This is a genomic window from Mycobacterium sp. SMC-14 (assembly GCF_046250075.1).
Taxonomy (GTDB): domain Bacteria; phylum Actinomycetota; class Actinomycetes; order Mycobacteriales; family Mycobacteriaceae; genus Mycobacterium.
This window is the reverse complement of record NZ_CP176429.1, coordinates 1,267,429-1,289,403: the sequence shown is the minus strand read 5'-3', so window position 1 is coordinate 1,289,403 and position 21,975 is coordinate 1,267,429. Positions and strand designations below refer to the sequence as shown.

Annotated in this window: 23 protein-coding genes; 11 read left to right on the top strand and 12 right to left on the bottom strand. The window is 68.8% G+C overall.

Features of this window, described 5'->3' with window-relative positions; all coding sequences use genetic code 11:
• The first annotated feature begins 39 nt into the window (after positions 1 to 39).
• Both ACKY0W_RS06240 and ACKY0W_RS06235 read left to right on the top strand, forming a co-directional pair.
• Positions 40 to 1,374: a lytic transglycosylase domain-containing protein gene (locus ACKY0W_RS06240; RefSeq protein ID WP_409436834.1), complete on the top strand. Its 1,335-nt coding sequence runs from the start codon at positions 40 to 42 to the stop codon at positions 1,372 to 1,374.
• Positions 1,375 to 1,423: 49 nt separating this feature from the next.
• Complete coding sequence (locus tag ACKY0W_RS06235) at positions 1,424 to 2,575, top strand: Mrp/NBP35 family ATP-binding protein (RefSeq protein ID WP_409436833.1); 1,152 nt, start codon at positions 1,424 to 1,426, stop codon at positions 2,573 to 2,575.
• Positions 2,576 to 2,609: 34 nt separating this feature from the next.
• Here the strand turns inward: ACKY0W_RS06235 and tatB are convergent, their stop codons facing one another.
• The 4 genes from tatB to sigE form a co-directional block, all read right to left on the bottom strand.
• Positions 2,610 to 2,993, bottom strand: coding sequence for a Sec-independent protein translocase protein TatB (gene tatB / locus ACKY0W_RS06230; protein WP_406758826.1), 384 nt, complete (start codon positions 2,991 to 2,993; stop codon positions 2,610 to 2,612).
• 12 nt (positions 2,994 to 3,005) lie between these two features.
• Complete coding sequence (locus tag ACKY0W_RS06225; protein ID WP_409436832.1) at positions 3,006 to 4,505, bottom strand: S1C family serine protease; 1,500 nt, start codon at positions 4,503 to 4,505, stop codon at positions 3,006 to 3,008.
• A gap of 87 nt (positions 4,506 to 4,592) precedes the next feature.
• Entirely contained in the window at positions 4,593 to 5,000 is a 408-nt protein-coding gene (gene rseA, locus ACKY0W_RS06220; RefSeq protein ID WP_409436831.1) for an anti-sigma E factor RseA, read from the bottom strand.
• Positions 5,001 to 5,117: 117 nt separating this feature from the next.
• Complete coding sequence (gene sigE / locus ACKY0W_RS06215) at positions 5,118 to 5,909, bottom strand: RNA polymerase sigma factor SigE (RefSeq protein ID WP_409436830.1); 792 nt, start codon at positions 5,907 to 5,909, stop codon at positions 5,118 to 5,120.
• A gap of 192 nt (positions 5,910 to 6,101) precedes the next feature.
• Here sigE and ACKY0W_RS06210 point away from each other — a divergent pair, with 192 nt between their 5' ends.
• The 7 genes from ACKY0W_RS06210 (at position 6,102) to ACKY0W_RS06180 (ending at position 12,930) form a co-directional block, all read left to right on the top strand.
• On the top strand, positions 6,102 to 6,767 hold the full coding sequence (locus ACKY0W_RS06210) for an O-methyltransferase (RefSeq protein ID WP_409436829.1): 666 nt from the start codon (positions 6,102 to 6,104) through the stop codon (positions 6,765 to 6,767).
• Between the two features lie 146 nt (positions 6,768 to 6,913).
• A complete protein-coding gene (locus ACKY0W_RS06205; protein ID WP_409436828.1) occupies positions 6,914 to 7,549 on the top strand; it encodes a TetR family transcriptional regulator in 636 nt (211 codons plus the stop codon).
• Complete coding sequence (locus ACKY0W_RS06200) at positions 7,539 to 8,444, top strand: ATP-binding cassette domain-containing protein (RefSeq protein WP_409436827.1); 906 nt, start codon at positions 7,539 to 7,541, stop codon at positions 8,442 to 8,444. The genes ACKY0W_RS06205 and ACKY0W_RS06200 overlap by 11 nt, the downstream gene beginning before the upstream one ends.
• The gene (locus ACKY0W_RS06195) at positions 8,441 to 10,081 is read left to right on the top strand and encodes an ABC transporter permease (protein ID WP_409436826.1); all 1,641 of its coding nucleotides are present in this window, start codon (positions 8,441 to 8,443) and stop codon (positions 10,079 to 10,081) included. Before ACKY0W_RS06200 ends, ACKY0W_RS06195 begins: the two co-directional genes overlap by 4 nt.
• A 10-nt stretch (positions 10,082 to 10,091) precedes the next feature.
• The gene (locus ACKY0W_RS06190) at positions 10,092 to 10,766 is read left to right on the top strand and encodes a methyltransferase family protein (RefSeq protein ID WP_409436825.1); all 675 of its coding nucleotides are present in this window, start codon (positions 10,092 to 10,094) and stop codon (positions 10,764 to 10,766) included.
• 18 nt (positions 10,767 to 10,784) lie between these two features.
• The gene (locus ACKY0W_RS06185) at positions 10,785 to 11,465 is read left to right on the top strand and encodes a methyltransferase family protein (RefSeq protein WP_409436824.1); all 681 of its coding nucleotides are present in this window, start codon (positions 10,785 to 10,787) and stop codon (positions 11,463 to 11,465) included.
• A gap of 91 nt (positions 11,466 to 11,556) precedes the next feature.
• Positions 11,557 to 12,930 (top strand): DUF2599 domain-containing protein, encoded by a 1,374-nt coding sequence (locus ACKY0W_RS06180; RefSeq protein ID WP_409436823.1) that lies wholly within the window; start codon positions 11,557 to 11,559, stop codon positions 12,928 to 12,930.
• 95 nt (positions 12,931 to 13,025) lie between these two features.
• On the opposite strand, the gene glgC is transcribed toward ACKY0W_RS06180, so the two are convergent.
• Entirely contained in the window at positions 13,026 to 14,240 is a 1,215-nt protein-coding gene (gene glgC, locus ACKY0W_RS06175) for a glucose-1-phosphate adenylyltransferase (protein WP_406758815.1), read from the bottom strand.
• 139 nt (positions 14,241 to 14,379) lie between these two features.
• Between glgC and glgA the strand changes: the two genes are divergently transcribed.
• Positions 14,380 to 15,540 (top strand): glycogen synthase, encoded by a 1,161-nt coding sequence (gene glgA, locus ACKY0W_RS06170; protein WP_409436822.1) that lies wholly within the window; start codon positions 14,380 to 14,382, stop codon positions 15,538 to 15,540.
• Between the two features lie 3 nt (positions 15,541 to 15,543).
• On the opposite strand, the gene ACKY0W_RS06165 is transcribed toward glgA, so the two are convergent.
• The 5 genes from ACKY0W_RS06165 to folP all read right to left on the bottom strand — a co-directional run bounded on the left by ACKY0W_RS06165 (position 15,544) and on the right by folP (position 18,634).
• Positions 15,544 to 15,714 carry a DUF3117 domain-containing protein gene (locus ACKY0W_RS06165; protein WP_308486042.1) on the bottom strand — a complete coding sequence of 57 codons (171 nt, stop codon included), beginning with the start codon at positions 15,712 to 15,714 and terminating at the stop codon, positions 15,544 to 15,546.
• 166 nt (positions 15,715 to 15,880) lie between these two features.
• On the bottom strand, positions 15,881 to 16,456 hold the full coding sequence (locus ACKY0W_RS06160) for a DNA-3-methyladenine glycosylase I (RefSeq protein ID WP_409436821.1): 576 nt from the start codon (positions 16,454 to 16,456) through the stop codon (positions 15,881 to 15,883).
• Complete coding sequence (locus ACKY0W_RS06155) at positions 16,453 to 16,764, bottom strand: DivIVA domain-containing protein (RefSeq protein ID WP_409436820.1); 312 nt, start codon at positions 16,762 to 16,764, stop codon at positions 16,453 to 16,455. The genes ACKY0W_RS06160 and ACKY0W_RS06155 overlap by 4 nt, the downstream gene beginning before the upstream one ends.
• A gap of 49 nt (positions 16,765 to 16,813) precedes the next feature.
• A complete protein-coding gene (locus ACKY0W_RS06150; protein WP_409436819.1) occupies positions 16,814 to 17,761 on the bottom strand; it encodes a glucosyl-3-phosphoglycerate synthase in 948 nt (315 codons plus the stop codon).
• A gap of 48 nt (positions 17,762 to 17,809) precedes the next feature.
• Complete coding sequence (gene folP, locus ACKY0W_RS06145; RefSeq protein ID WP_406781349.1) at positions 17,810 to 18,634, bottom strand: dihydropteroate synthase; 825 nt, start codon at positions 18,632 to 18,634, stop codon at positions 17,810 to 17,812.
• Positions 18,635 to 18,736: 102 nt separating this feature from the next.
• On the opposite strand from folP, the gene ACKY0W_RS06140 reads away from it, so the two are divergent.
• A complete protein-coding gene (locus ACKY0W_RS06140) occupies positions 18,737 to 19,516 on the top strand; it encodes a DUF2127 domain-containing protein (RefSeq protein WP_409436818.1) in 780 nt (259 codons plus the stop codon).
• A 30-nt stretch (positions 19,517 to 19,546) separates the two neighbouring features.
• Here ACKY0W_RS06140 and fadD6 read toward each other — a convergent pair whose 3' ends face one another.
• Both fadD6 and ACKY0W_RS06130 read right to left on the bottom strand, forming a co-directional pair.
• Complete coding sequence (gene fadD6, locus ACKY0W_RS06135; RefSeq protein WP_409436817.1) at positions 19,547 to 21,334, bottom strand: long-chain-acyl-CoA synthetase FadD6; 1,788 nt, start codon at positions 21,332 to 21,334, stop codon at positions 19,547 to 19,549.
• Positions 21,335 to 21,366: 32 nt separating this feature from the next.
• Positions 21,367 to 21,930, bottom strand: coding sequence for a TIGR00730 family Rossman fold protein (locus ACKY0W_RS06130; RefSeq protein ID WP_409436816.1), 564 nt, complete (start codon positions 21,928 to 21,930; stop codon positions 21,367 to 21,369).
• Between the last annotated feature and the right edge of the window lie 45 nt (positions 21,931 to 21,975).

The following is a 21,975-nucleotide window of genomic DNA, read 5'->3' as shown; positions in this document are numbered from 1 at the left end:
CCCGAGCGGTTTCTCCACAGCGGAATTAGGGACGGTCGAGTGCCAACTGGGGGCGGCGCAGCGGAACGCGTGTCCCGCGCTGCCCGAGTGCGGCGGGCGGCCCGTTCGGCCCTGCGACCCGCCTTCGGCCTGGCGTTCATCACCCCGCTGGTGTTTGCCGGCGCCGTGGGCGCCACGCCCCGCTCGCCGTCGACCTCGCTGCCGCTGCGCAACGCCGCGATCACCCCGCTGGCGGCTTCGGTGCACACGTCCGGCCGCTCATCGGGCCCCTCCGTCGTCGCGGTACCCCGCTCGCAGCCGAATCTGCACGTGGCCGCGGGTGCCCCGTCGGCGCCGCCGGCCGCCGTCGTCTATGCGCCGGGCACCTTGGGGATCCCCAAGACGGCGCTGGCGGCCTACCAGAACGCCGAGCAGCAGATGGCGGTCGCAGCGCCCGAATGTGGGATCAGCTGGAACCTGCTCGCCGGGATCGGACGCATCGAGTCCGGGCACGCCAACGGCGGGGCCACCGACGCCCGCGGCAACGTCCTGCAGCCGATCTACGGCCCGGCGCTGGACGGCACACTGCCCGGAAACGAAGTCATCGTGGCCAGCAGTGCCCCCGGCCGGGTGGTCTACGCCCGCGCCCTGGGCCCGATGCAGTTCCTGCCCGGAACCTGGTCGCGGTATGCCGCGGACGGCGACGGCGACGGCCGAGCGGACCCGCAGAACGTCTACGACGCGACGCTGGCGGCGGCGCGGTATCTGTGCAGCGGCGGGATGAACCTGCGCGAACAGTCGCACGTCCTGACCGCGATCCTGCGCTACAACAACTCGATGGCCTACGCGGAGAACGTGATGGGCTGGGCGGCGGCCTATGCCACCGGGGTTGCTCCCGTCGACCTTCCGCCGATTGTCGGCCCGGCACCGCCGATCGCGGACCTGCACCTCGAGCACCTGGAACACCCGGAAGGGCTCGGGCCGGAATCACTGAGCATGCACGGGATGTCTCAGGCCAATCATCCCGCCGAATCGTCGCTGATCGACCTGGGCCAGCCGAGCTTGGAGACCCAGCTGGCGAATCTGCCCTGGCTGCCGCCGTGGTTGACTTCGCCCGAGCAGCAGCAACAACAGCAGCTGCCGCGCCCCTCGGCGGCCTGCCGAATGATCTGCCTGGAGCCCCAAGCCGTGCCGGGCCCGACGGCACCGCCCAACGGCGTCCCCCCGGCCCCCTTCGGTTCCCCCGAGGCACCACAGGCCCCGCCTGCGCCGATGCCGCCCTACGCGGTAGCACCAGCGCCGCCAGGGTCCCCGGACGTGCCGGCCGTCCCACCGCCGCCCGCGGCTTCCGCCGGGGCGCCGCAGGACGGGCCGCAGGCCGTCCCGCCGGCTTGATCGATCTCACAGGCAGAGGCCCTGCCGTACTGCCTTAGACTCGATTCCGATGTCCGAGAATCAGGATGACACCGCAGCCCTGCACGACGCGATCTATTCAGCGTTGGGCAACGTGCTGGACCCCGATATTCGGCGTCCGATCACCGATCTGGGCATGGTCAAAAGCATCGAGATCGCGGACGACCGCAGCGTGCACGTCACGATTTACCTGACGATCGCCGGCTGTCCGATGAAAGCCGAGATCACCAACAATGTGACCGCGGCGATCAACGACGTGCCCGGCACCGGACCCGTCAAGGTCAGCCTGGACGTGTTCAGCGACGAGCAGCGCGCCGAGCTTCGCAAACAGCTGCGCGGCGACGCCAAGGAGCCGGTCATCCCGTTCGCCCAGCCGGGCTCGCTGACCAAGGTCTATGCGATCGCCTCAGGCAAGGGCGGGGTCGGCAAATCCAGTGTCACGGTCAACCTCGCGGTCGCGCTGGCCGAACGCGGTATGTCCGTTGGGGTGCTCGACGCCGACATCTACGGCCACTCGGTGCCGCGGATGATGGGTGTCACCGCCCTGCCCACCCAGGTCGACTCGATGATCATGCCGCCGATCGGATACGGCGTGAAGGTGATCTCGATCGCGATGTTCACCCAGGGCAACACGCCGGTGGTGTGGCGTGGTCCGATGCTGCACCGGGCTTTGCAGCAGTTCCTCGCCGACGTCTACTGGGGCGACCTGGACGTGCTGTTGCTGGATCTGCCGCCGGGCACCGGCGACATCGCGATCTCGGTGGCCCAGCTGGTTCCCTCGGCCGAGATCCTGGTGGTGACCACCCCGCAGCAGGCGGCCGCGGAGGTGGCCGAGCGCGCCGGGGCGATCGCCCTGCAGACCCGCCAGCAGGTCGTCGGAGTGGTGGAGAACATGGCCGGGCTGGCCATGCCCGACGGGTCCACCATGCACCTGTTCGGCGAGGGCGGCGGCGAGCGGGTTGCCGAGCGGCTGACCCGGGCGATGGGCCGTGATGTGCCGCTGCTCGGCCAGGTGCCGATCGACAGCGAGATGGTGACCGGCGGCGACTCCGGATCCCCGGTGGTGCTCTCGCCGGACTCGGCGGCGGGCAAGGAACTGCGCAAGATCGCCGATCAGCTGGCCACCCGCCGACGCGGACTGGTCGGGATGTCGCTGGGGTTGGACACCGGCGCCCGGCGCTGAGCCTGATGGCAGCTGGAACGCGGCCGCAGGCTTCCTAGGTTGCGTCGGTGTCGAAGGGCGCCGGTCCACCCGGCTCGGACACCACGGCCGGCACCGGCGGCATCGGGCGGGGCTCTGCGGCCAGCGACCCGACCGCGGTGAACACTGAATCGTCCCCATCCAGCAGATGCCGGGTCAGCGCGGCGCGCGGTGTCATACCGCGCAACTTCTGCAATTCGCTCAGCGGCGCCCGCAGGTCCTCGAACTCCGGACCGATCTCGTCGCGCAGCTGGTCGGTGGCGTTGGTGACGTAGTCACGGGCCTGGCGCAGCGCACCGGCGGTCCACCGGATGGCTCCGGGTAACCGCTCCGGGCCCAGGATCACCAGCCCGAGCACCACCAGGACCAGCATCTCGCCCCAGCCGACATTCGCGAACATCGAACCGAACTTCTAACCGTCGGCGGAGGGGGTCACCGTCAGCGTCACATGCCGCCCGTCACGGACCACCTCGACGGGCGCTTCCTTGCCGATGGTCAGATTGCGGACCGCCACGACGAATTCGTTGGCGTCGGCGACGCTGCGGTCACCGATCTTGACCACCACGTCGTTCTCGAGCATGCCGCCCTTCTCTGCGGGGCTGCCCACCTTGACGTTGGCGATCTGCGCACCCGAGGCGATGGCGTTGCTGACCGAGCGGGCGCTGACCCCCAGCGTGGGGTGCACGATCTTGCCGTCCTTGATCAGCGCCTCGGCCACGGTCTTCATCTCGTTGACCGGAATCGCGAATCCCAGCCCGCTGGCGCTGTCGGACAACGACTTTCCGGCGGTGTTGATCCCGACCAGCTGCGCATCCATGTCGATCAGCGCACCACCGGAGTTGCCGTGGTTGATCGAGGCATCGGTCTGCACCGCGTCGATGACGGTGTCGGTGTCGGAGTCGTCACCGGAGAGCGGCACCGGCCGGTGTACGGCGCTGATGATGCCGTGGGTCACGGTGCTGCGCAGACCCAGCGGCGCGCCCGCCGCGATGACCTCATCACCGACCCGGATCTTGTCTGAGTCACCGAGACGGGCCACCGACAGGTTGTCCACGTTGTCGACCTTGAGCACGGCCAGGTCGGTCTTCGGGTCACGCCCGACCAGGTTGGCCAGCACCTCTTTGCCGTCGTTGAACACCACCGTGGTCTTGAACTTGCTGGGGTTGTTGGCGGCTTCGGAGATAACGTGGTTGTTGGTGACGATGTAGCCCTTGCCGTCGATGACAACACCCGAGCCCTGCATGCCCTGGTCGTCGCTGACCGACTCGATGGTCACCACCGAATTGGCGATGGCCTCGGCGACCTTGGCGAACCGGCCAGCCGGCTCCTCGGCGTTGCCCTTGGTCGACAACGTCACCTTCGACGTCGTGAACGCCTCGACCACCTGCGCGGTGGTACGCCCGACCCAGCCGCCAACCATGCCGATCGCCAGCGCGATCGCGGCCAGCGTGGCCAGCGCGCGGTAGGAGATCCGGTCGCCGAACAGCACGTCGCGCACACCCAGGCGGCCACCCAATTCGCCGGCCGCCCGCGGCTTGGCCGGGACGACGGCCGGTGCACCGAGGGCGGCACCGGCGGCGGGGTCACGCCACGGGTCGCCGGTGTCTTCCAGCCCCTCCGGTTTGCCGTTGCGGCCCAGCGCGCCGGCATCGGCAGGATGACGCTGCAACGAGGGACCGGTGCCGTAGGGCCGGCTGAAGGCCTCCTTGAGCACCGGGTCCGGCGGCAGATCGCGCGGGGTGAACTCACCCTGCTCACGGTACTTCTTGGGCCGTACATCGGCGGGCGTGAACGAACCGGGCACGCCGTCGGGCCGACCGAAGGCCTTTTGGGACGCGTTGTCCACCGGGGGCCGGTAGACAGGGCGCGGAGCCAAGCGGTTACCGCCGGCGTTCTCGTTGTTGGAGCTCACCTATTCCTCTTCCGGGTCCAGCCCTGGGTCGCTTCCGGGCTCCGCGAGCACAGCATCACCGGGCGCTAACGCCGCTGGAGATCCACCTTACCGACGTTTACGACGTTCTTGAGGTTTGCCGTCGTCGAACCGGGCGGGCATCGGCCTGGTCGGCTCGTCGGGCGAACAATCGGCCGGGGACTCGGGGATCTGGGCCAACAGGCCGAGCAGCGCCGAGGGGATCCGGATCGGATGCGAATCGCGTAGGGCCGAGCGTGCCCGGCCCTGGTATTCCACTTCGGCCGCGCAATCGGGACACAGCGACAGGTGGTGGGCCGCGCGCAGGTGGGCGTTCATCCGCAGCTCACCGTCGACGTAAGCGGTGATCGCCTCGCTGCAGAGGTGTTCGGTGGACCCGAACTGCCGCGGGGCACCGACCGGCGCATCACTCTGCGAGGCGAACTGAGCGGGCAGCCAGGAGAACGCGCGACGGAAGACACCTCCGCGGTCCGTCACACCGGACTCCTCTCCTATCGCATACCCACATCAGCACTCAATCGGGCGGAATAAAGGCCCAATAAGAATGTAGCGCGATACCGCTCGCGGACGTGGAAACCGAGGGCCGAGCCGAGCTCAGCCTGCCGCGACACCGCCGAAGGCCGAACCGTCACGCTGGCCGGCCCGGGCGGCGAGATAGTCGCGCAGAGCCTGACGGCCCCGGTGAATGCGGCTGCGCACGGTGCCCAGCTTCACGCCGAGGGTCGCCCCGACCTCCTCGTAGGACAGACCTTCGATGTCGCACAGGACGACCGCGGCCCGGAACTCCGGCGCCAACGAGTCCAGCGCCGCCTGCAGGTCGGGATCCAGCCGCGCATCGTGGTAGATCTGCTCGGGGTCGGGCTCGTCGGCGGGCACCCGGTCGTAGTCCTCCGGCAGCGCCTCCATACGGACGCGGCCCCGCTTGCGCACCATGTCCAAGAACAGGTTGGTGGTGATGCGGTGCAGCCAGCCCTCGAAGGTTCCGGGCTGGTAGTTGTGCACCGAACGGAACACCCGGATGAAGGTCTCCTGGGTGAGATCCTCTGCGTCGTGCTGGTTTCCGGATAGCCGGTATGCCAGCCGGTAGACCCGGTCGGCGTGCTGGCGCACCAATTCGTCCCAGGACGGCATCGCCGCAACGTCTCCGGTGGCGTCGAACACCGCGGTGCCCTGCGCCTCCTCAGACGGTTCGACCCAGTCGGTGTCGGAGTACCGGTCCGAGTGGGTGGTCGGGTGCGACATGGCGACCGGGGGCAGCAATGTGGTTATGGCGACGTCCTCCAGCTCGAGGCCGCCGTCAGGCGACGGCAGCGCACTATCGCGGTCAACGCGCAACGGGCCCCTCGTATTCCGAGCGTCTCGAGGCCGGTTCATACCTCGTTCCATGCCGATACCGTTGCCTATCGCTGTATGTCCGCTCTGTGCTGTCACTGAACGCGGACTGTGAACCTGTGTTCGAATCGCCCGCGCAGTGCGGTTATACGTCCAGGTAACAGTTCGGACACGGGCCGTGCCCCGGGCGTGTCGGGCGGGCGCGCCGGTTCGCGGCCCCCAAGCGCCTTGTCCTACGCTGCGGACATGGCCAGCACTGACGACACTCCCGGGGAGCCGCCGCGCAGTCGAGCCGATGCCCTGTTGACGCACGCCGAGGACTCCATGACCGAGGACGCGGTGCTGGCGGCGGCCCGCGACCGGGCCGGCGAGATCGGCGTCGGCTCGATCAGTGCCGCGGTCGGCGCATTGTTGAGCCTGCTGACCAAGCTCAGCGGCGGTAAGGCGGTGGTCGAGGTGGGCACCGGGGCCGGCGTCAGTGGGCTCTGGCTGCTGTCGGGCATGGGCGAAGACGGTGTGCTGACCACGATCGACATCGAGCCGGAGCACCAGCGCACGGCCAAGCAGGCATTCGGTGACGCCGGCATCGGGCCCGGCCGAACCCGGTTCATCAGCGGTCGCGCCCAAGAGGTCCTGACCCGTCTCGCCGATGCGTCCTACGACCTGGTGTTCGTGGACGCCGACCCGATCGACCAGCCCGGCTACGTACTGGAGGCCGTGCGGTTGCTGCGGCCCGGCGGCGTAGTCGTGGTGCACCGGGCGGCGTTGGGCGGCCGGGCTGGAGACCCGGCGGCCAACGACGCCGAAGTGCTGGCGGTACGCGAAGCAGCCCGGTTGATCGCCGTGGACGAGCGGCTGACCCCGGCGCTGATTCCGCTGGGCGACGGGCTGCTGGCCGCCGTCCGCGACTGACCAAGACGCCTTACCCCCACTCGCCCCCTAAGACGCGAGCGTGCGTGTTTGTACGCGACACGCCGCGTTGAGGCGTACAAACACGCACGCTCGCGCGGGGTGCAAATGCTTGACACTGCGCTGAACGCGTGTTTAGCGTATTGAACATGCGTTCAGCGGACCTGACGGCGGCGGCGAAAATCCGCGATGCGGCCATCGACCAGTTCGGGCGGCACGGCTTCGCCGTGAGCGTCCGGGCCATCGCCGAGGCCGCCGGAGTCAGCGCTGCCCTGGTCATCCATCACTTCGGCTCCAAAGAAGGGTTGCGTAGGGCCTGCGACGAGTTCGTCGCCGAAGAGATCCGCAGCGGCAAATCCGAGGCGATGCGCTCGGCCGACCCCGGAACCTGGTTCGCCGCGATGGCCGAGATCGAGTCCTACGCGTCGATGATGGCCTACCTGGTCCGCAGCATGCAGTCCGGCGGCGAACTGGCAGACACGTTGTGGCGCAGGATGATCGACAACGCCGAGGGCTACCTCGACGAGGGCGTCCGCGCCGGCACCCTCAAACCCAGCCGCGACCCGAAAGCCCGAGCCCGCTTCCTGGCCATGAACAACGGTGGCGGATTCCTGCTGTATCTGCAGATGCACGAGAACCCGACCGATCTGCGGGCCGTGCTACGTGATTACGCCCGCGACATGGTCCTACCCGCACTCGAGTTGTACACCGAGGGCCTGATGACCGACCGAACCATGTACGACGCTTTCCTGGCAACCGAACAAGGGGGAACCGATGCGACCTGACAACCATTGGCCGGCAATCGAAATCCGGGGACTGGAGAAGAACTTCGGCCAGGTCAAGGCGCTCGACGGACTGGATCTGACCGTCTACGGCGGTGAGGTGCACGGCTTTCTCGGCCCCAACGGCGCCGGGAAATCCACCACGATCCGCGTCCTGCTGGGCCTGGTGAAGGCCGACAGCGGAACCGTCCGGCTGCTCGGCGGTGATCCCTGGACCGACGCGGTCGAGCTACACCGCGAGATCGCCTACGTGCCGGGCGATGTCACCTTGTGGCCGACACTGACCGGCGGCGAGATCATCGACCTGTTGGCGCGGATGCGCGGCGGTATCGACGAGCGCCGCCGCGACGAGTTGATCGAACGCTTCGACCTGGACCCGAGCAAAAAGGCCCGCACCTATTCCAAGGGCAACCGCCAGAAGGTCTCGCTGATCTCCGCCTTCTCCTCACACGCCCGCCTGCTCGTACTCGACGAGCCCAGCAGCGGACTGGACCCTTTGATGGAGAACGTATTCCAGCAGTGCGTCGCCGAGGCGAGCCATCGCGGCGCCACTGTCCTGCTGTCCAGCCACATCCTGGCCGAGACCGAGACGCTGTGCCAGCGGGTGACGATCATCCGGGCCGGGCGCGTCGTCGAAAGTGGCTCGCTGGAATCCCTGCGACACCTGCGCCGCACCTCGATTCAGGCCGACCTGATGCGCGATCCCGGTGATCTGACTCGCATTCCGGGCGTCGCGGACGTGCGCTACTCCGGCACCGTGCTGCACGCCCAGGTCGACAGCGCCAGCCTCGCAGAGCTCGTCGCGGTGCTCGGCGCGGCCGGCGTGCGCAGCCTCACCAGCCGGCCGCCGACGCTCGAAGAGCTGTTCTTGCGTCACTACGACACGGTCCGGGCATGACCACCGCGGGCACCGTCGTCGCGCAGCCTGCGTCCCCGCAATACCGCCGGGTCTCGAATCTTGTTGGCACACTGGGGTTGCTGCGCCTGTGCCTGCGCCGCGACCGCATCGTGCTGCCACTGTGGGTGCTGCTGTTGTCGCTGCCGCTGGCCAGCGTCTACATCGCGAGCATCCAGGCCATCTATCCCACCGCCGCCGACCGCGCCGGCCTGGCCGCGACCATCATGGCCAGCCCGGCGCAACGCGCGATGTACGGCCAGGTCTACAACGACTCCCTGGGCGCGGTGGGTATCTGGAAGGCCGGGATATTCCACCTGCTCATCGCGGTGGCGGTGATCCTGACCGTCATCCGCCACACCCGCGCCGATGAGGAGACCGGCCGCACCGAGTTGATCGACTCGACCGCGGTGGGCCGCTACGCCGGGCTGACCGCCGCGTTGCTGTTGGCCGCGGGGGCGTCGGTGGCCACCGGGGTGATCGGGACGGTTGGGCTGCTGACCACCGACGTGCCGGCAGCCGGATCGTGTGCGTTCGGGGCCGCGCTGGCCTGTTCCGGGCTGGTGTTCACCGCCGTGGCCGCGGTCGCCGCCCAGCTGTCGCCCGGAGCCCGGTTCGCCCGCGGCGCCGCGTTCGGTGTGCTGGCCGGCGCCTTCACGCTGCGCGCCGTGGGCGATGCGGGATCAGGCGGGCTGTCGTGGCTGTCGCCGCTGGGCTGGTCGCTGCAGATCCGGCCGTACGCCGGTGACCGCTGGTGGGTGTTGCTGCTGCACCTGACGACGACCGCGGCACTCGTCTGGCTGGCGTATCAACTCGCGGCCCGTCGTGATGTCGGCGCCGGGCTGCTGGCCGACCGCCCCGGCCCGCGGCGGGCAGCGCCGACCCTGGGCGGTGCGTTCGGACTGGTGTGGCGGCTCGACCGCGGGGCCCTGCTGCTGTGGACGACGGGCCTACTGCTCTACGGATTGCTGGTCGGCAGCGTGGTGCACGGCATCGGCGACGAGGTGGGCAGCGACCGTGCCCGCGACATCGTCATCCGGCTCGGCGGAACCGCGGCACTGGAGCACGCATTCGTCGCGGTGGCCTTCAGCATGCTGGGCATGGTGGCCGCCGCTTTCGCGGTGTCGCTGGCGCTGCGGCTGCACCAGGAGGAAAGCGCCACGCGCGGCGAGACACTGCTTGCCGGAGCGCTGTCGCGAGACCGTTGGTTGGCCAGTCATCTGGTCGCCGCACTGGCCGGGTCGACGTTTGCGATGCTGGCCGCCGGGCTGGTGGCCGGAATCGTCTACGGAACCGCCGCCGGCGACATCGGCGGGCAGTTGCCAGCGGTGGTGGGCAGCGCGGCGGTGCAGCTGCCGGCGACCTGGCTCCCCGCGGCCGTGGCGGTGGCCCTGTTCGGGCTCGTCCCGCGAGTGGCGCCCGCGGCGTGGGCGGTGCTGACCGGCTTCGTCGCGGTGTATCTGCTCGGCTCCATCTCCGGCCTGCCGCAGTGGGTCATCGACTTCGAACCCTTCGGCCACATCCCGCTGGTCGGAAACGGCACGTTCAGTGTTGTGCCGCTGATCGTGCTGTTGGCGATCGACACCGCACTGATCGCGCTGGGCGCCTGGGCATTCCGCCGCAGAGATCTCACGACGTAAGGAGGCAGGCATGAAAACCATGGGCAAGGGATTGCTTTCAGCAACCTTGGGTCTGATCGCCTTCGGACTGTTGCTGTTCGTGCCCGCCGGAACGCTGCACTACTGGCAGGCCTGGGTGTTCCTCGCGGTTTTCGCCCTGTCCACCTGGATTCCCAGCCTGTATCTGATCCGCACCAATCCGGCCGCCCTGGAGCGCCGGATGCGCTTCGGCCCGGCCGCCGAGACGCGGACCCTGCAGCGAGTCGTCATCGCTGTCATCTTCGTCTGCTTCCCGGCCATGTTCGTCGTCAGCGTGATCGATCACCGGCTGGGGTGGTCGGCGGTGCCTACGCCGGTCTGTCTGTTGGGTGATGCCCTGGTGGCGATCGGGCTGGTAGTCGCCATGGTGGTGGTCATCCAGAACGGTTATGCGGCCGCCAACGTCACGGTCGAGGCGGACCAGACGCTGATCTCGACGGGCCTGTACGGGGTGGTCCGGCATCCGATGTACACCGGCAACGTGCTGTTGATGGTCGGCGTCCCGCTCGCGCTCGGCTCCTACTGGGGGTTGGTCTTCCTGGTGCCCGGGCTGATCGTGCTGGTGGTGCGCATCCTCGACGAGGAGCAGCTGCTGACCCACGAGCTCAGCGGATATCGCGAGTACACCACGCGGGTGCGTTACCGCCTGCTGCCCTACGTGTGGTGACAACGGAAGGAGACGCCGATGAATGTCAAGGCAATCGGTCAAGGCGTGGGCTACGGGCTGATCGCAGCGGTCGTCTACGGTCTGCTCTTGTTCTGGCCGGCAGGCACTTTCGACTACTGGCAGGCCTGGGTGTTCCTGGCCGTCTACGCCGTCATCAGCATCGCGTGCTGCATCTACTGGGGTCTCACCAATCCAGCGGTGTTGCAGCGGCGGCTGCGTGGCGGACCTAAGGCCGAAACCCGGCTGGCGCAGAAGCTGGCCAGCACGGCCCTGATCGCAGCGTTCGGCTCGGTGTTCGTGATCAGCGCACTGGATCACCGGTTCGGCTGGTCGGCGCCGCCGACAGCCGTGTCGGCGCTGGGCCAGGTCGTGGTGGTGCTCGGGCTGTGCCTGGGCATCCTGGCCGTCGTGCAGAACGGCTACGCCGCAGCCAACATCACCGTCGAGGACAACCAGCCGGTGATTGCGACCGGCATGTACGGCCTGGTCCGGCACCCGATGTACTTCTCCCTGCTGGTCACCATGGTCGGTCTCGCGTTGGCGCTCGGCTCGTACTGGGGACTGGCCGGCACGCTGATCAGCCTGCCCATCCTGGTGGTGCGGATCCTCGATGAGGAGCAGTTGCTGACCCAGGAACTCAGTGGGTATCGCGAATACACCCGGCAGGTCCGTTACCGTTTGCTGCCCTACCTCTGGTGAGCGGCCCGGCGGGATACCGCCGTGGACCCCCGTGGCTTACAGTTCCCTAAGTAGAAACTGTTAATTCCTACTTGGGGAGATAGCCAGAGCCATGCGTGCACTCAAGCGGGGCAGCACCCGCAGCCTCGCCACCTCCCCCACCCGGATGGCCGCTGCCGCAGCAGGCGCCCTGGTCGTCGGCCTCACCCCGATGCTGGCCGCCGCCCCCGCGCAGGCGGATTGGGACTGGCTGCTCGACGCCGCGGCACCGGTGGAGGTCGCCGGCAGTGCGGCAGGCGGGCTCGACCTGGGCAGCCTGATGGCGCTGGTGCAGTCCTTCACCGACCAACTCGATCCGGCCACCGACAAGCTGTTCTCCGACGTCATCGACGCGGTCCTGGCCTGGCCGGGCCCGAGCCAATCCCTGGACACCGCCGAGTTGGTGAACCAGTACATCTACGCACCCCTGCACGCCGGATTGCAGCAGTGGATCTCCAGCCCGTTCGGCGAGCTGAGCCTCGGCCTGATCAACGCACCGTTCGACACACTGTTCGGTCGCGATCTGATCGGCGACGGCATCGACGGGTTCGACGGCGTCAACACCAGCCTGTTCGGTCAGTGGGGCTGGTTCGGCAACGCCGGTGACGGCGGGTTCCTGTTCGGCGACGGCGGAGCCGGCATCGCGGGTATCGACGGCGTCGGCGGTGCCGGCGGCGACGCGGGCTTCTTCGGCAACGGCGGCGCCGGCGGCCTGGGCGGCGTCGGCTCCGCCGGCGGCGACGGCGGGGCCGGCGGCTGGTTCATGGGTCTGGGCGGTACCGGCGGCGCCGGCGGGGCGGGCGCGGGCGGCGGCACCGGGGGCGTGGGACTCGGCATGCTGCTCGGCACCGGAGGTACCGGCGGCGCCGGGGGCACCGGTGTTGCAGGAGACATCGGCGGTGACGGCGGAGTGGGCGGCGCCGGGGCCTGGTGGCTGGGCCGTGGCGGTGACGGCGGTGTCGGCGGTGCGGGCGGCGACGACGAGAACGGCGGCGCCGGGGGCGACGGCGGCGCGGGCGGGCTGGTGTTCGGCCGCGGCGGCGACGGTGGCCTCGGCGGTGAGGGCGGCGCGGGTGGCCTGGGCGGTGCCGGCGGCTTCCTGGGCGCCGCGGGCATCAGCGCGGCGCCGTACGTCGCCAACACCCAGTGGGTGACCTACGACGGCGGAACCAGCCTGCGCGTCTATCCGACCGAGACCGGCCGAACCGAGGCCGGCGAGCCCGGCACCCTGCGCCAGGGCGAGCAGGCCTGGGCGGAGGTCCTCAAGCGCAACCCGGAGGCCAACAACGCCGGGATGCGGGCACAGTTCCTGTGCCACTGGCAGTTCGCCGAGTTCATCCAACCCGGCAAGACCAGTTGGAACCTCGAGCCGTGGCGCCCGGACGTGAGCTCGCTGAATCTGCTCGCCAACGGCTGCAACCCCGGTGGTGCCGAAGAGCCGTTCTAGGCCGTAACTTCCTGCCCCAGCGTCAAGCTGGCTTCACGCTGGGGCGCTGAGCGTGAAGCTGGCTTCACGCTCGGCGAGAAGACGGCGCCGACCCGCTAGATCCAGACGCCCTTGCCGACGGCGACCACGCCGCCGGCGCTGATGGAGAACCGTTCCCGGTCCTTCTCCAGGTCGACACCGATCATCTCGCCGGGACCGACCACGACGTTCTTGTCGAGGATCGCGTGCCGCACCACCGCGCCGCGCCCCACCCGGGCCCCGGGCATGATCACGCTGTCCTCCACGATCGCGCCGTCGTCGATCACCACATTCGACGACAGCACCGAGTTACGCACCGAGCCCGCCGAGATGACGCTGCCGGCACCCACCACCGACTCCTGCGCCGAGCCCCCGTTGACGAACTTCGCCGGCGCCAGGTTCTCGGTCGCGCCGTGAATCGGCCAGCGGTTGTTGTACAGGTTGAACACCGGGTGCGCCGACACCAAGTCCATGTGCGCGTCGTAGAACGCGTCCAGGGTTCCGACGTCACGCCAGTAGCCGCGGTCGCGCTCGGTGGCGCCGGGCACCTCGTTGTCGGAGAAGTCGTAGACCGCGGCCATGCCGTCGCCCACCAGGCGCGGCATGATGTCACCGCCCATGTCGTGGTCGGAGTGATCATCGTCGGCATCGGCGCGGATCGCATCGATCAGCACCTTGGTGGTGAAGACGTAGTTGCCCATCGACACATACGTGCTGAGCGGATCATCGGGCGTGCCAGGCGGGTTCGCCGGCTTCTCCAGGAAGCCGCGGATCCGGCCGGACTCGTCGGCGTCGATGCAACCGAACGAGGATGCTTCCGCGCGCGGCACCCGAACCCCCGCGACCGTGGCCCCGGCGCCGCTGGCGATGTGGAAGCGCACCATCTGTTCGGGGTCCATCCGGTACACGTGGTCGGCGCCGAAGACCACGATGTAGTCCGGGTCTTCGTCGAAGATCAGGTTCAGCGACTGATAGATGGCGTCGGCGGACCCGGTGTACCAGCGCGGGCCGAGGCGCTGCTGCGCCGGCACCGGGGTGATGTACTCCCCCGCCAGGCCGCTCAACCGCCAGTTCTGCGAGATGTGCCGGTCCAGCGAATGCGACTTGTACTGCGTCAGAACGCAGATCCGCAGGTAGCGTGCATTGACCAGATTCGACAGCACGAAGTCGATCAACCGGTAGGCACCCCCGAAAGGGACCGCCGGCTTGGCCCGGTCCGCGGTCAGCGGGTGCAGCCGCTTGCCCTCCCCACCGGCCAGGACGATGCCCAGCACATGCGGCGCTTCCCTCATGGCCACAAACCTATCGGCCGCTTCGAAGCCCTGCCAGGTTGACCGCACGATTGACGACGGTTCTTTACAAAAGCCCGCCTACAAATCGTCGGTCGATCCGCTGTGCGGCCGGCGATCTGCGACCGCTACCGTGCCGGTTATGCGGGTGGCGATGCTGACTCGGGAATACCCTCCGGAGATCTACGGCGGCGCGGGTGTCCATGTCACCAACCTGGTCGAGGCGCTGCGGCGGTTATGCCACGTCGACGTGCACTGCATGGGCGCACCCCGCCCGGGCGCGCACGCGCATCAGCCCGATCCGGCGCTGCGGGACGCCAATCCGGCGCTCGGCACGCTCTCGGCCGACCTGACGATGGTCGACGCCGTCAGCACAGCCGATGTCGCGCACTCCCACACCTGGTACACCGCCTTAGCCGGCCGGCTGGCGGCGCTGCTGTACGACATCCCGCATGTGCTGACCGCGCATTCGCTGGAGCCGCTGCGCCCCTGGAAGGCCGAACAGCTGGGCGGGGGCTACCGGGTGTCGTCCTGGGCCGAGAAGGAGGCGACGATCGCCGCCGACGCGATCATCGCGGTCAGCTCGGCCATGCGCGACGACCTGCTGCGGGTCTACCCGGACCTGCGCCCGGACCGCGTGCACGTGATCTACAGCGGCATCGACACCGACGTCTGGCGTCCGCAGCCGACCGGACCGGACTCGATGCCCGCCGAACTCGGTGTCGACCCGGACCGGCCGATGGTGGCCTTCGTCGGGCGGATCACCCGGCAGAAGGGGGTGGCCCATCTGGTGGCCGCCGCCCACCGGCTCCACCCGGAGGCGCAATTGGTGTTGTGTGCGGGCGCTCCGGACACACCGGAGATCGCCGATGAGGTCAGTGCCGCCGTCGCCGATCTGGCGGCCACCCGCGGCGGGGTGTTCTGGATCCAAGAAACCCTGCCCGCCCGGCAGATCCGCGAATTACTGTCGGCGGCAACGGTTTTTGTATGCCCGTCGGTCTACGAGCCGTTGGGCATCGTCAATCTGGAGGCGATGGCCTGTGGCACCGCGGTGGTCGCCTCAGACGTCGGGGGCATCCCGGAGGTAGTCACCGACGGTGAGACCGGCACCCTGGTCCACTACGACGCCGCCGATCCGGACGGCTATCACGCCGGACTCGCCGAAGCGGTCAACGCCTTGATCGCCGACCCAGCCCGTGCGCAACGCTACGGCGACGCCGGCAGGCGTCGCTGCGAGGAGGTGTTCTCCTGGGCGCGGGTGGCCGAGCAGACCTTGGCGGTCTACCGGCAGGCGGGCCGCTAGCCCCTAGCCGCCGGTGACGGCTTTGAGTTCGTCGCCGAGCGCGGCGGCCTCATCGGGAGTCAGTTCGACGACCAGTCGTCCACCGCCCTCAAGCGGTACGCGCATTACGATGCCTCGCCCCTCTTTGGTCGCTTCCAACGGACCGTCGCCGGTCCGGGGCTTCATCGCCGCCATCGAGTGCTCCCTCCAGGTACCAGCCCGCAGGCCGTGCCCATGATCTGCGCCGGGTGTGCACGGCAGTCGCAGCGTCCGGCTTCGAACTGCAAATTCACTCCGCCATTCTCCCCTATCGGCGACGGCGCGTGCACAAGACCCGATTCCGTAGTGCATTTTAAAGGATCTAGGCGGTTACCGGCGGCACCCAACATGCCTGGACGTGGTCGTCCACCATGCCCGTGGCCTGCATCAACGCGTACGCGGTGGTGGGCCCGACGAATCGGAACCCGCGACGCTTCAATTCGCGCGCCATCGCCGTCGATTCCGGAGTGACGGCTGGAATTGCCGAGAGGTCTGCCGGACGCGGACGCGGCGGCGGGGCGAATGACCACAACAGGTCCGCCAAATCGGTGGCACCGAGGTCAATAGTTGCCCGGGCGTTGGCGATCGTGGCTTCGATCTTGGCTCGGTTGCGCACGATGCCGGCGTCGTTCATCAGCCGCGCCACGTCGGCGTCGGTGAAACGCGCGACGGTTTCGACGTCGAAATCGGCGAACGCCCGCCGGAAGTTCTCCCGCTTGCGCAGGATCACCAGCCACGACAGTCCGCTCTGGAAGGCTTCCAGGCTGATCCGCTCGAACAGTGCTGCCGGGTCCCGCACCGGACGGCCCCACTCCTGGTCGTGGTAGTCGCGGTAGAGCACCGAGGCGCTGTCGACCCAGCCGCACCGGATCTGGCCGTCGTCGGGCGCGCTGCTCACCGGGACTCCGGCGCGGACGCGGCGGCGGCATGCGCCGCGGCGAGCTGGCCGCGAAGCTGGTCAAGCTCGGCACCGAGGCGCTCCAGCACCCAGTCGACCTCACCGGTGTTGTAGCCGCGCAGCACCTGCGAGAACTTGACCGCGTCGACATCGGCACCGGTGACGCCGGAGGCGGGCAGCATGGTCGCCGTCGTGGCCCGGGGCAGCGGCGGCAGCCGCTCACCCCGGCCGAACAGCGTGCTGGCCACCCCGAACAGCAGCAACGCGGTGAGCACAAGGACAACGAGGTACAGCAACACCAGTGTCACGGCATCGATAGTGCCTCATTGCACCGACACGAGGGGCAGGCCGACCCGATCAGCGCTGACGCAGAGTGTTCATCGGCGGCCGGTCGACCAGCGACAACGGCGTGGTGCGCGGCAGATAGTCCATTCCGTCCGGGCCGTCGGCGACGAACTGGGTGAGGCCAACCCCGGAATCCGGGACGCCGCACCGCGACAGCAACGTGGCGACGACTTGGCGGCTCATCACGGCCAACTCCGACAGCGGGCGATTGCGGTGGGCGCGCACGCCCAGGTTGACCTGGGCGATCGCCTCGAGCCCCAACCGGTCGTAGGTGTCGATCAACAGCCCGATCTCCACCCCGTAGCCGGGCGCGAACGGAACCGACGCCAACAGCTCACGACTGCCCGCGTACTCACCGCCCAACGGCTGGATCACCGCACCCAGATCGGGGCGCAGCGCGGTCAACAGCGGTCGGGCCACCAGCTCGGTGACCCGGCCCCCGCCGGTGGGTTCCTCGGTGCCGTTGACCTTCAGCGGCCGCCGGTAGAAACCTTTGACGAGGTGGACGCCGTCTCCGGTGAGCAGGGGCCCGACCAGGTTGGGCACGAACATCGGATCGGGCTCGATGAGGTCGGAGTCGATGAACACCACGATGTCGCCGCTGGTGGCCGCCAGTGACCGCCACAGGGCTTCGCCCTTACCGGGCTGCGTTGCGACCTCTGGGACGGCCTGTTCGCGGCTGACAACGCGGGCGCCGGCAGCGATGGACCGGATCTCGGTGTCGTCGGTGGAGCCGGAGTCCAGCACGATCAGCTCGTCGACCAGGTTGTCGACCAGCGGCGTGATGCTGTCGATAACCGACTCGATGGTCGCCTGTTCGTTCAAGGCGGGCAGCACCACCGAGACGCTGCGACCGGTCTTGGCCTTGGCCGCCAGCAGCTCGGCCACCGTCCACTGCGGCCGGGTCCAGGTGCGCCCGGACAGCCGGGTGTCGCCCGGCGCCGAGACCAGCTCAGTCATCTACGCCTCTCCCCAGCATCGCTTCGCGCTGCATCGTCGCCGGCGGTGTCATGCGAGTCCCCTTACTGTGCGGGTCGGGGCCCGCACGCCCTGGATCGATGCCACCATCTCCAGTACGCGCCGGGTCGGCCCGACCTCATGAACCCGAAACATCCGGGCTCCGGCGGCCGCCGCCAGCGCGGTGGCCGCCAATGTTCCATCCAGTCGTTCGGTGAGGCCCACTCCAAGAGTCTCCCCGATGAAGTCTTTGTTGGAGAGCGCCATCAGCACCGGCCATCCGGTACCGACCAGGTCCTCCGTGTGTCGCAACAACGCTAGCCCGTGGAAGGTGTTCTTGCCGAAATCATGGGTGGGATCGATCAGCACCCGATCCCGGCCCACCCCGGCCGCCACTGCCCGCTCGGCGGCCGCGGTGACCTCGCTGATCACCGCTTTCACCACTCCGTCGACGCTGGTGCCGTAGCTCACCCGGAATGGGCGGGTGCGCGGTTTCGCCCCTCCGGTGTGCGAGCACACCAGCCCCGCCCCGAACTCGGCGGCCACGGCCGGCAGCTCCGGGTCGATCCCGGCCCAGGTGTCGTTGATCAGGTCGGCGCCGGCCGCGCAGGCGCGTTTGGCCACCTCGGCACGCCAGGTGTCCACGCTGATCAGCTGGTCGGGATAGGCGCTGCGCAGCCATTCGATGAACGGCACCACCCGTGCGGTCTCGGTGTCGGCGTCCACGGTCTCCCCCGGCCCCGCCTTGACTCCGCCGACGTCGATGACATCGGCGCCGTCGGCCACTGCGCGGTGCACGGCGGACTTGGCCGCCTCGTCGGTGAACGTGGCGCCCGCGTCATAGAACGAGTCCGGGGTGCGGTTGACGATCGCCATGATCAGCGCTCGATCAGCCGCCACCGGACGGCCGCAGAAAAGGGACTGCACCGTTCTATGGTGCCTGGTGGCCTACGGGCGCCAGGACACTACCGTGCTCACATGGTGGATTTTGCTCTTCGCTCGTGCGGAGTGCGCGGGCACGCGACGTTCGCTCCCGACGAGCCGGAACTGCGGAGTCGACTGCGGGCCGAGACGCCCGTGGGCGAGGCATGGCGGTGCCTGCGCTGCGAAACATTCGTGGTGGGGGCTCCCCGCGGCAGCGGCCCAGCCGACACAGCGCCGGAGATTCCCCGTGGTCCGATGCTGCGCGACCGGATCTTGATGCGAGCACTCGCGGTCGAGCGCGCGGTTCGCTGCATGATTTTCCTGTTGGTGGCGGCTGGAGTGTTCAAAGTCAGCGGATCACGCGAACGCCTGCAGGACGCCTTCGAACGGGACTTGCCGTTGCTCCAGCCCCTGGCAGATCAGATCGGTTGGGATCCGGACAACTCGAAGCTGATTCGGCACATCGCCCAGGCGTTCGCCCTGTCGTCGTCGACCCTGCTGTGGATCGCCGCGGCGCTGGCCGCCTATGCGGCGATCGAGCTTGTCGAGGCGGTCGGGCTGTGGCTGATGAGGCGGTGGGGCGAATACTTCGCGGTGGTCGCGACCAGTGTTTTTCTTCCTCTGGAAATCTACGAGCTCTCGGAGAAGATCACGGTGCTTCGGGTCGGCGCACTGCTGATCAATGTCGCCGCGGTCCTCTGGCTGCTCTGGAGCAAACGGCTGTTCGGGTGCAACGGCGGCGCCCGTGCCTACCGCGAAGCACACGAGACCGCGAGCCTACTCAGCGTCGAACGGGCAAGCCTGGGCGAAACCGAAACCGGCGCCGCGCCGTAGCGCGGGCCAGGTGGGAAACCGCCCGCGACGTCAGCCCTGTGGACGCTTGCCCGCGGCTACTTCGGTCGGATAGTCGGCGTAGTAGGGCACGTAGCCCTCGCCCCGGCCGGCCAGCACGTACAGCGGGTCCTCGATGACGGCGCCCCCGCCGCCATAGCCCTGCTCACGCAGCTCCACCTTGCGACTCTTGAACGTGGTGGTGTGGGCCATCGACGCCACCACCCGCACGAACAGCGGCACCGCATAGGAGGGCAGCTGGTCATTGACCACGGCGGCCAGCCCGGGCCCGTCGAACGTCGCGCCGTCACGCAGTTTGACCGCGGCCATCCCGGCACGGCCGCCGGTACCGGGCACCTCGACCCCGTAGACGGCGCACTCCTCGACCGACTCGTCGGCGCCCAGCGCGGCCTCGACCTGCGTCGTAGCCACGTTCTCGCCCTTCCACCGGAAGGTGTCCCCGAGTCGATCGACGAAGGCGGCGTGACCCATGCCCTGTGGGCGCATCAGGTCACCGGTGTTGAACCAGCAGTCGCCGTCTTTGAAGGCGTTGCGCACCAGCTTCTTCTCGTTGGCCTCCGGGTCGGTGTAACCGTCGAACGGGGAGAACCGGTTCACCGGGCTCAGCAACAGCCCGGGCTGGCCGGCAGGCACCCGCTGCACCCAGCCGTCGTCGCCGCGCAGCGGCAGGCCGGTGTCGGGGTCGTACTGCACATAGGCCAGCGGCAGCGGGTAGACGCCGGTACTGCGCGGCACGTTGAACACGTTGAGGAAGGCGCTGTTGCTCTCGCTGGCGGCGTAGAACTCGCAGACCCGCTTGATCCCGAACCGCTGGGTGAACTCGTCCCAGATCTCCGGCCGCAGCCCGTTGCCGGCGATCACCCGCACCTTGTGCGCACGATCGGTTGCCTTGGCGGGCTGGTTGAGCAGGTACCGGCAGAGCTCGCCGATGTAGACGAATGCCGTGGCGTCCGCGGCGATCACCTCGTCCCAGAACCGCGACGCCGAGAACGAGCGGCCCAGGGCCAGCGTGGCACCGGCGTTGAGCACCGACGACACCGCGACCGTCAGCGCATTGTTGTGATAGAGCGGCAGGCAGCAGTACAGCGTGTCGCTGCCGCGCAGCCGCAGCCCGACGCCCCCGAAGGTCGCCAGCGCGCGCAGCCACCGGTAGTGCGTCATCACGCTGGCTTTGGGGTAGCCGGTGGTGCCGGAGGTGAAGATGTAGAACGCGGTGTCCTTGGCCAGGACCGCGTTGACCGAGGCGGGGTTGCCGGCCGGTGCGGTGGCGGCCAGTCGACGGAACTCCTCGATGGTCACCGGCACGTCGGTGCAACCGCATTCCTTGACGGCATCGACCAGGTCGGACTCCGCGACCAGCAGGGTGGCGTTCAGCACGCCCAGGCTGTGGGCCAGCACGTCGCCACGCTGGTGGTAGTTGAGCATGCCGGCGACCCCACCGCATTTGGCGACGGCCAGCATCATCAACACCGCGTCCGGGGAGTTGCGCAGCATGATCCCGACGACATCGCCGTGGCCGACGCCGCGCGCGGCCAGCACGGCGGCGTAGCGGTTGACGGTCTCGTTGGCTTCGCGGTAGGTCAGTTGCTGCTCGCCGAACCGGATGAAGACCCGGTCACCGACTTGGGCCGCACGGTCCTGGAAGACCTTGCCGATCGAGGCCTTGGAGGTGGGGCGGGCCCGCAGCCCGGTCCACAGCCCGCGCAGGATGGTCGGCGCGTCGGCCAACAGCCGTGGCGTGCGGGCCAGAATGTCGACCAGTCCCACCTGGGTGACGGTGCCGGAGTCGTGGTCGGACACGTTATCGCCTCATTTCGCCGAAAATCGAGAGCTTAACCGGTACCGGCGGTACCGGGTGAACAGGCGTCCAGTGCCGCCTCCATCTCGCCGAACACCAGCAGGCGGTCCATCGCACGGCGGGACACGAACCCGGTGTCGATCAGCCCCGACAGCCACGTCCACAGACCCTCGTAGTGGCCGTCGGGATCCAGCAGCACCACCTCTTTGTCGTGCATGCCCAGATACCCGGCGGTCCATGTCTCGAACAGCTCTTCGAGCGTGCCGATACCGCCGGGCAGGGTCAGGAACGCGTCGGCGCGGTCATCCATCACCTGCTTTCGCTCGCGCATGGTGTCGGTGACGATCAGCTCGTCGGCGTCGACATCGGCCACCTCGCGGTGCAGCAGCGCTTTGGGGATCACCCCGACGGTGTGCCCGCCGCGCTCGCGGGCGGCCACGGCGAGCGCACCCATCGCCGAGACGTTGCCGCCTCCCCACACCAACGTCCAACCCCGCTCGGCGATCGCCGCACCGACCTTGGCGGCCAGCGCCAACAGTGCCGGATCGGTGGGACCCGACGCGCAGTAGACACAGACCGCCCATTCGCTGCACCGCACACCGAAAGGCTATCGGGCCGTTGGCTCAGACCGTAAACTCTCGGC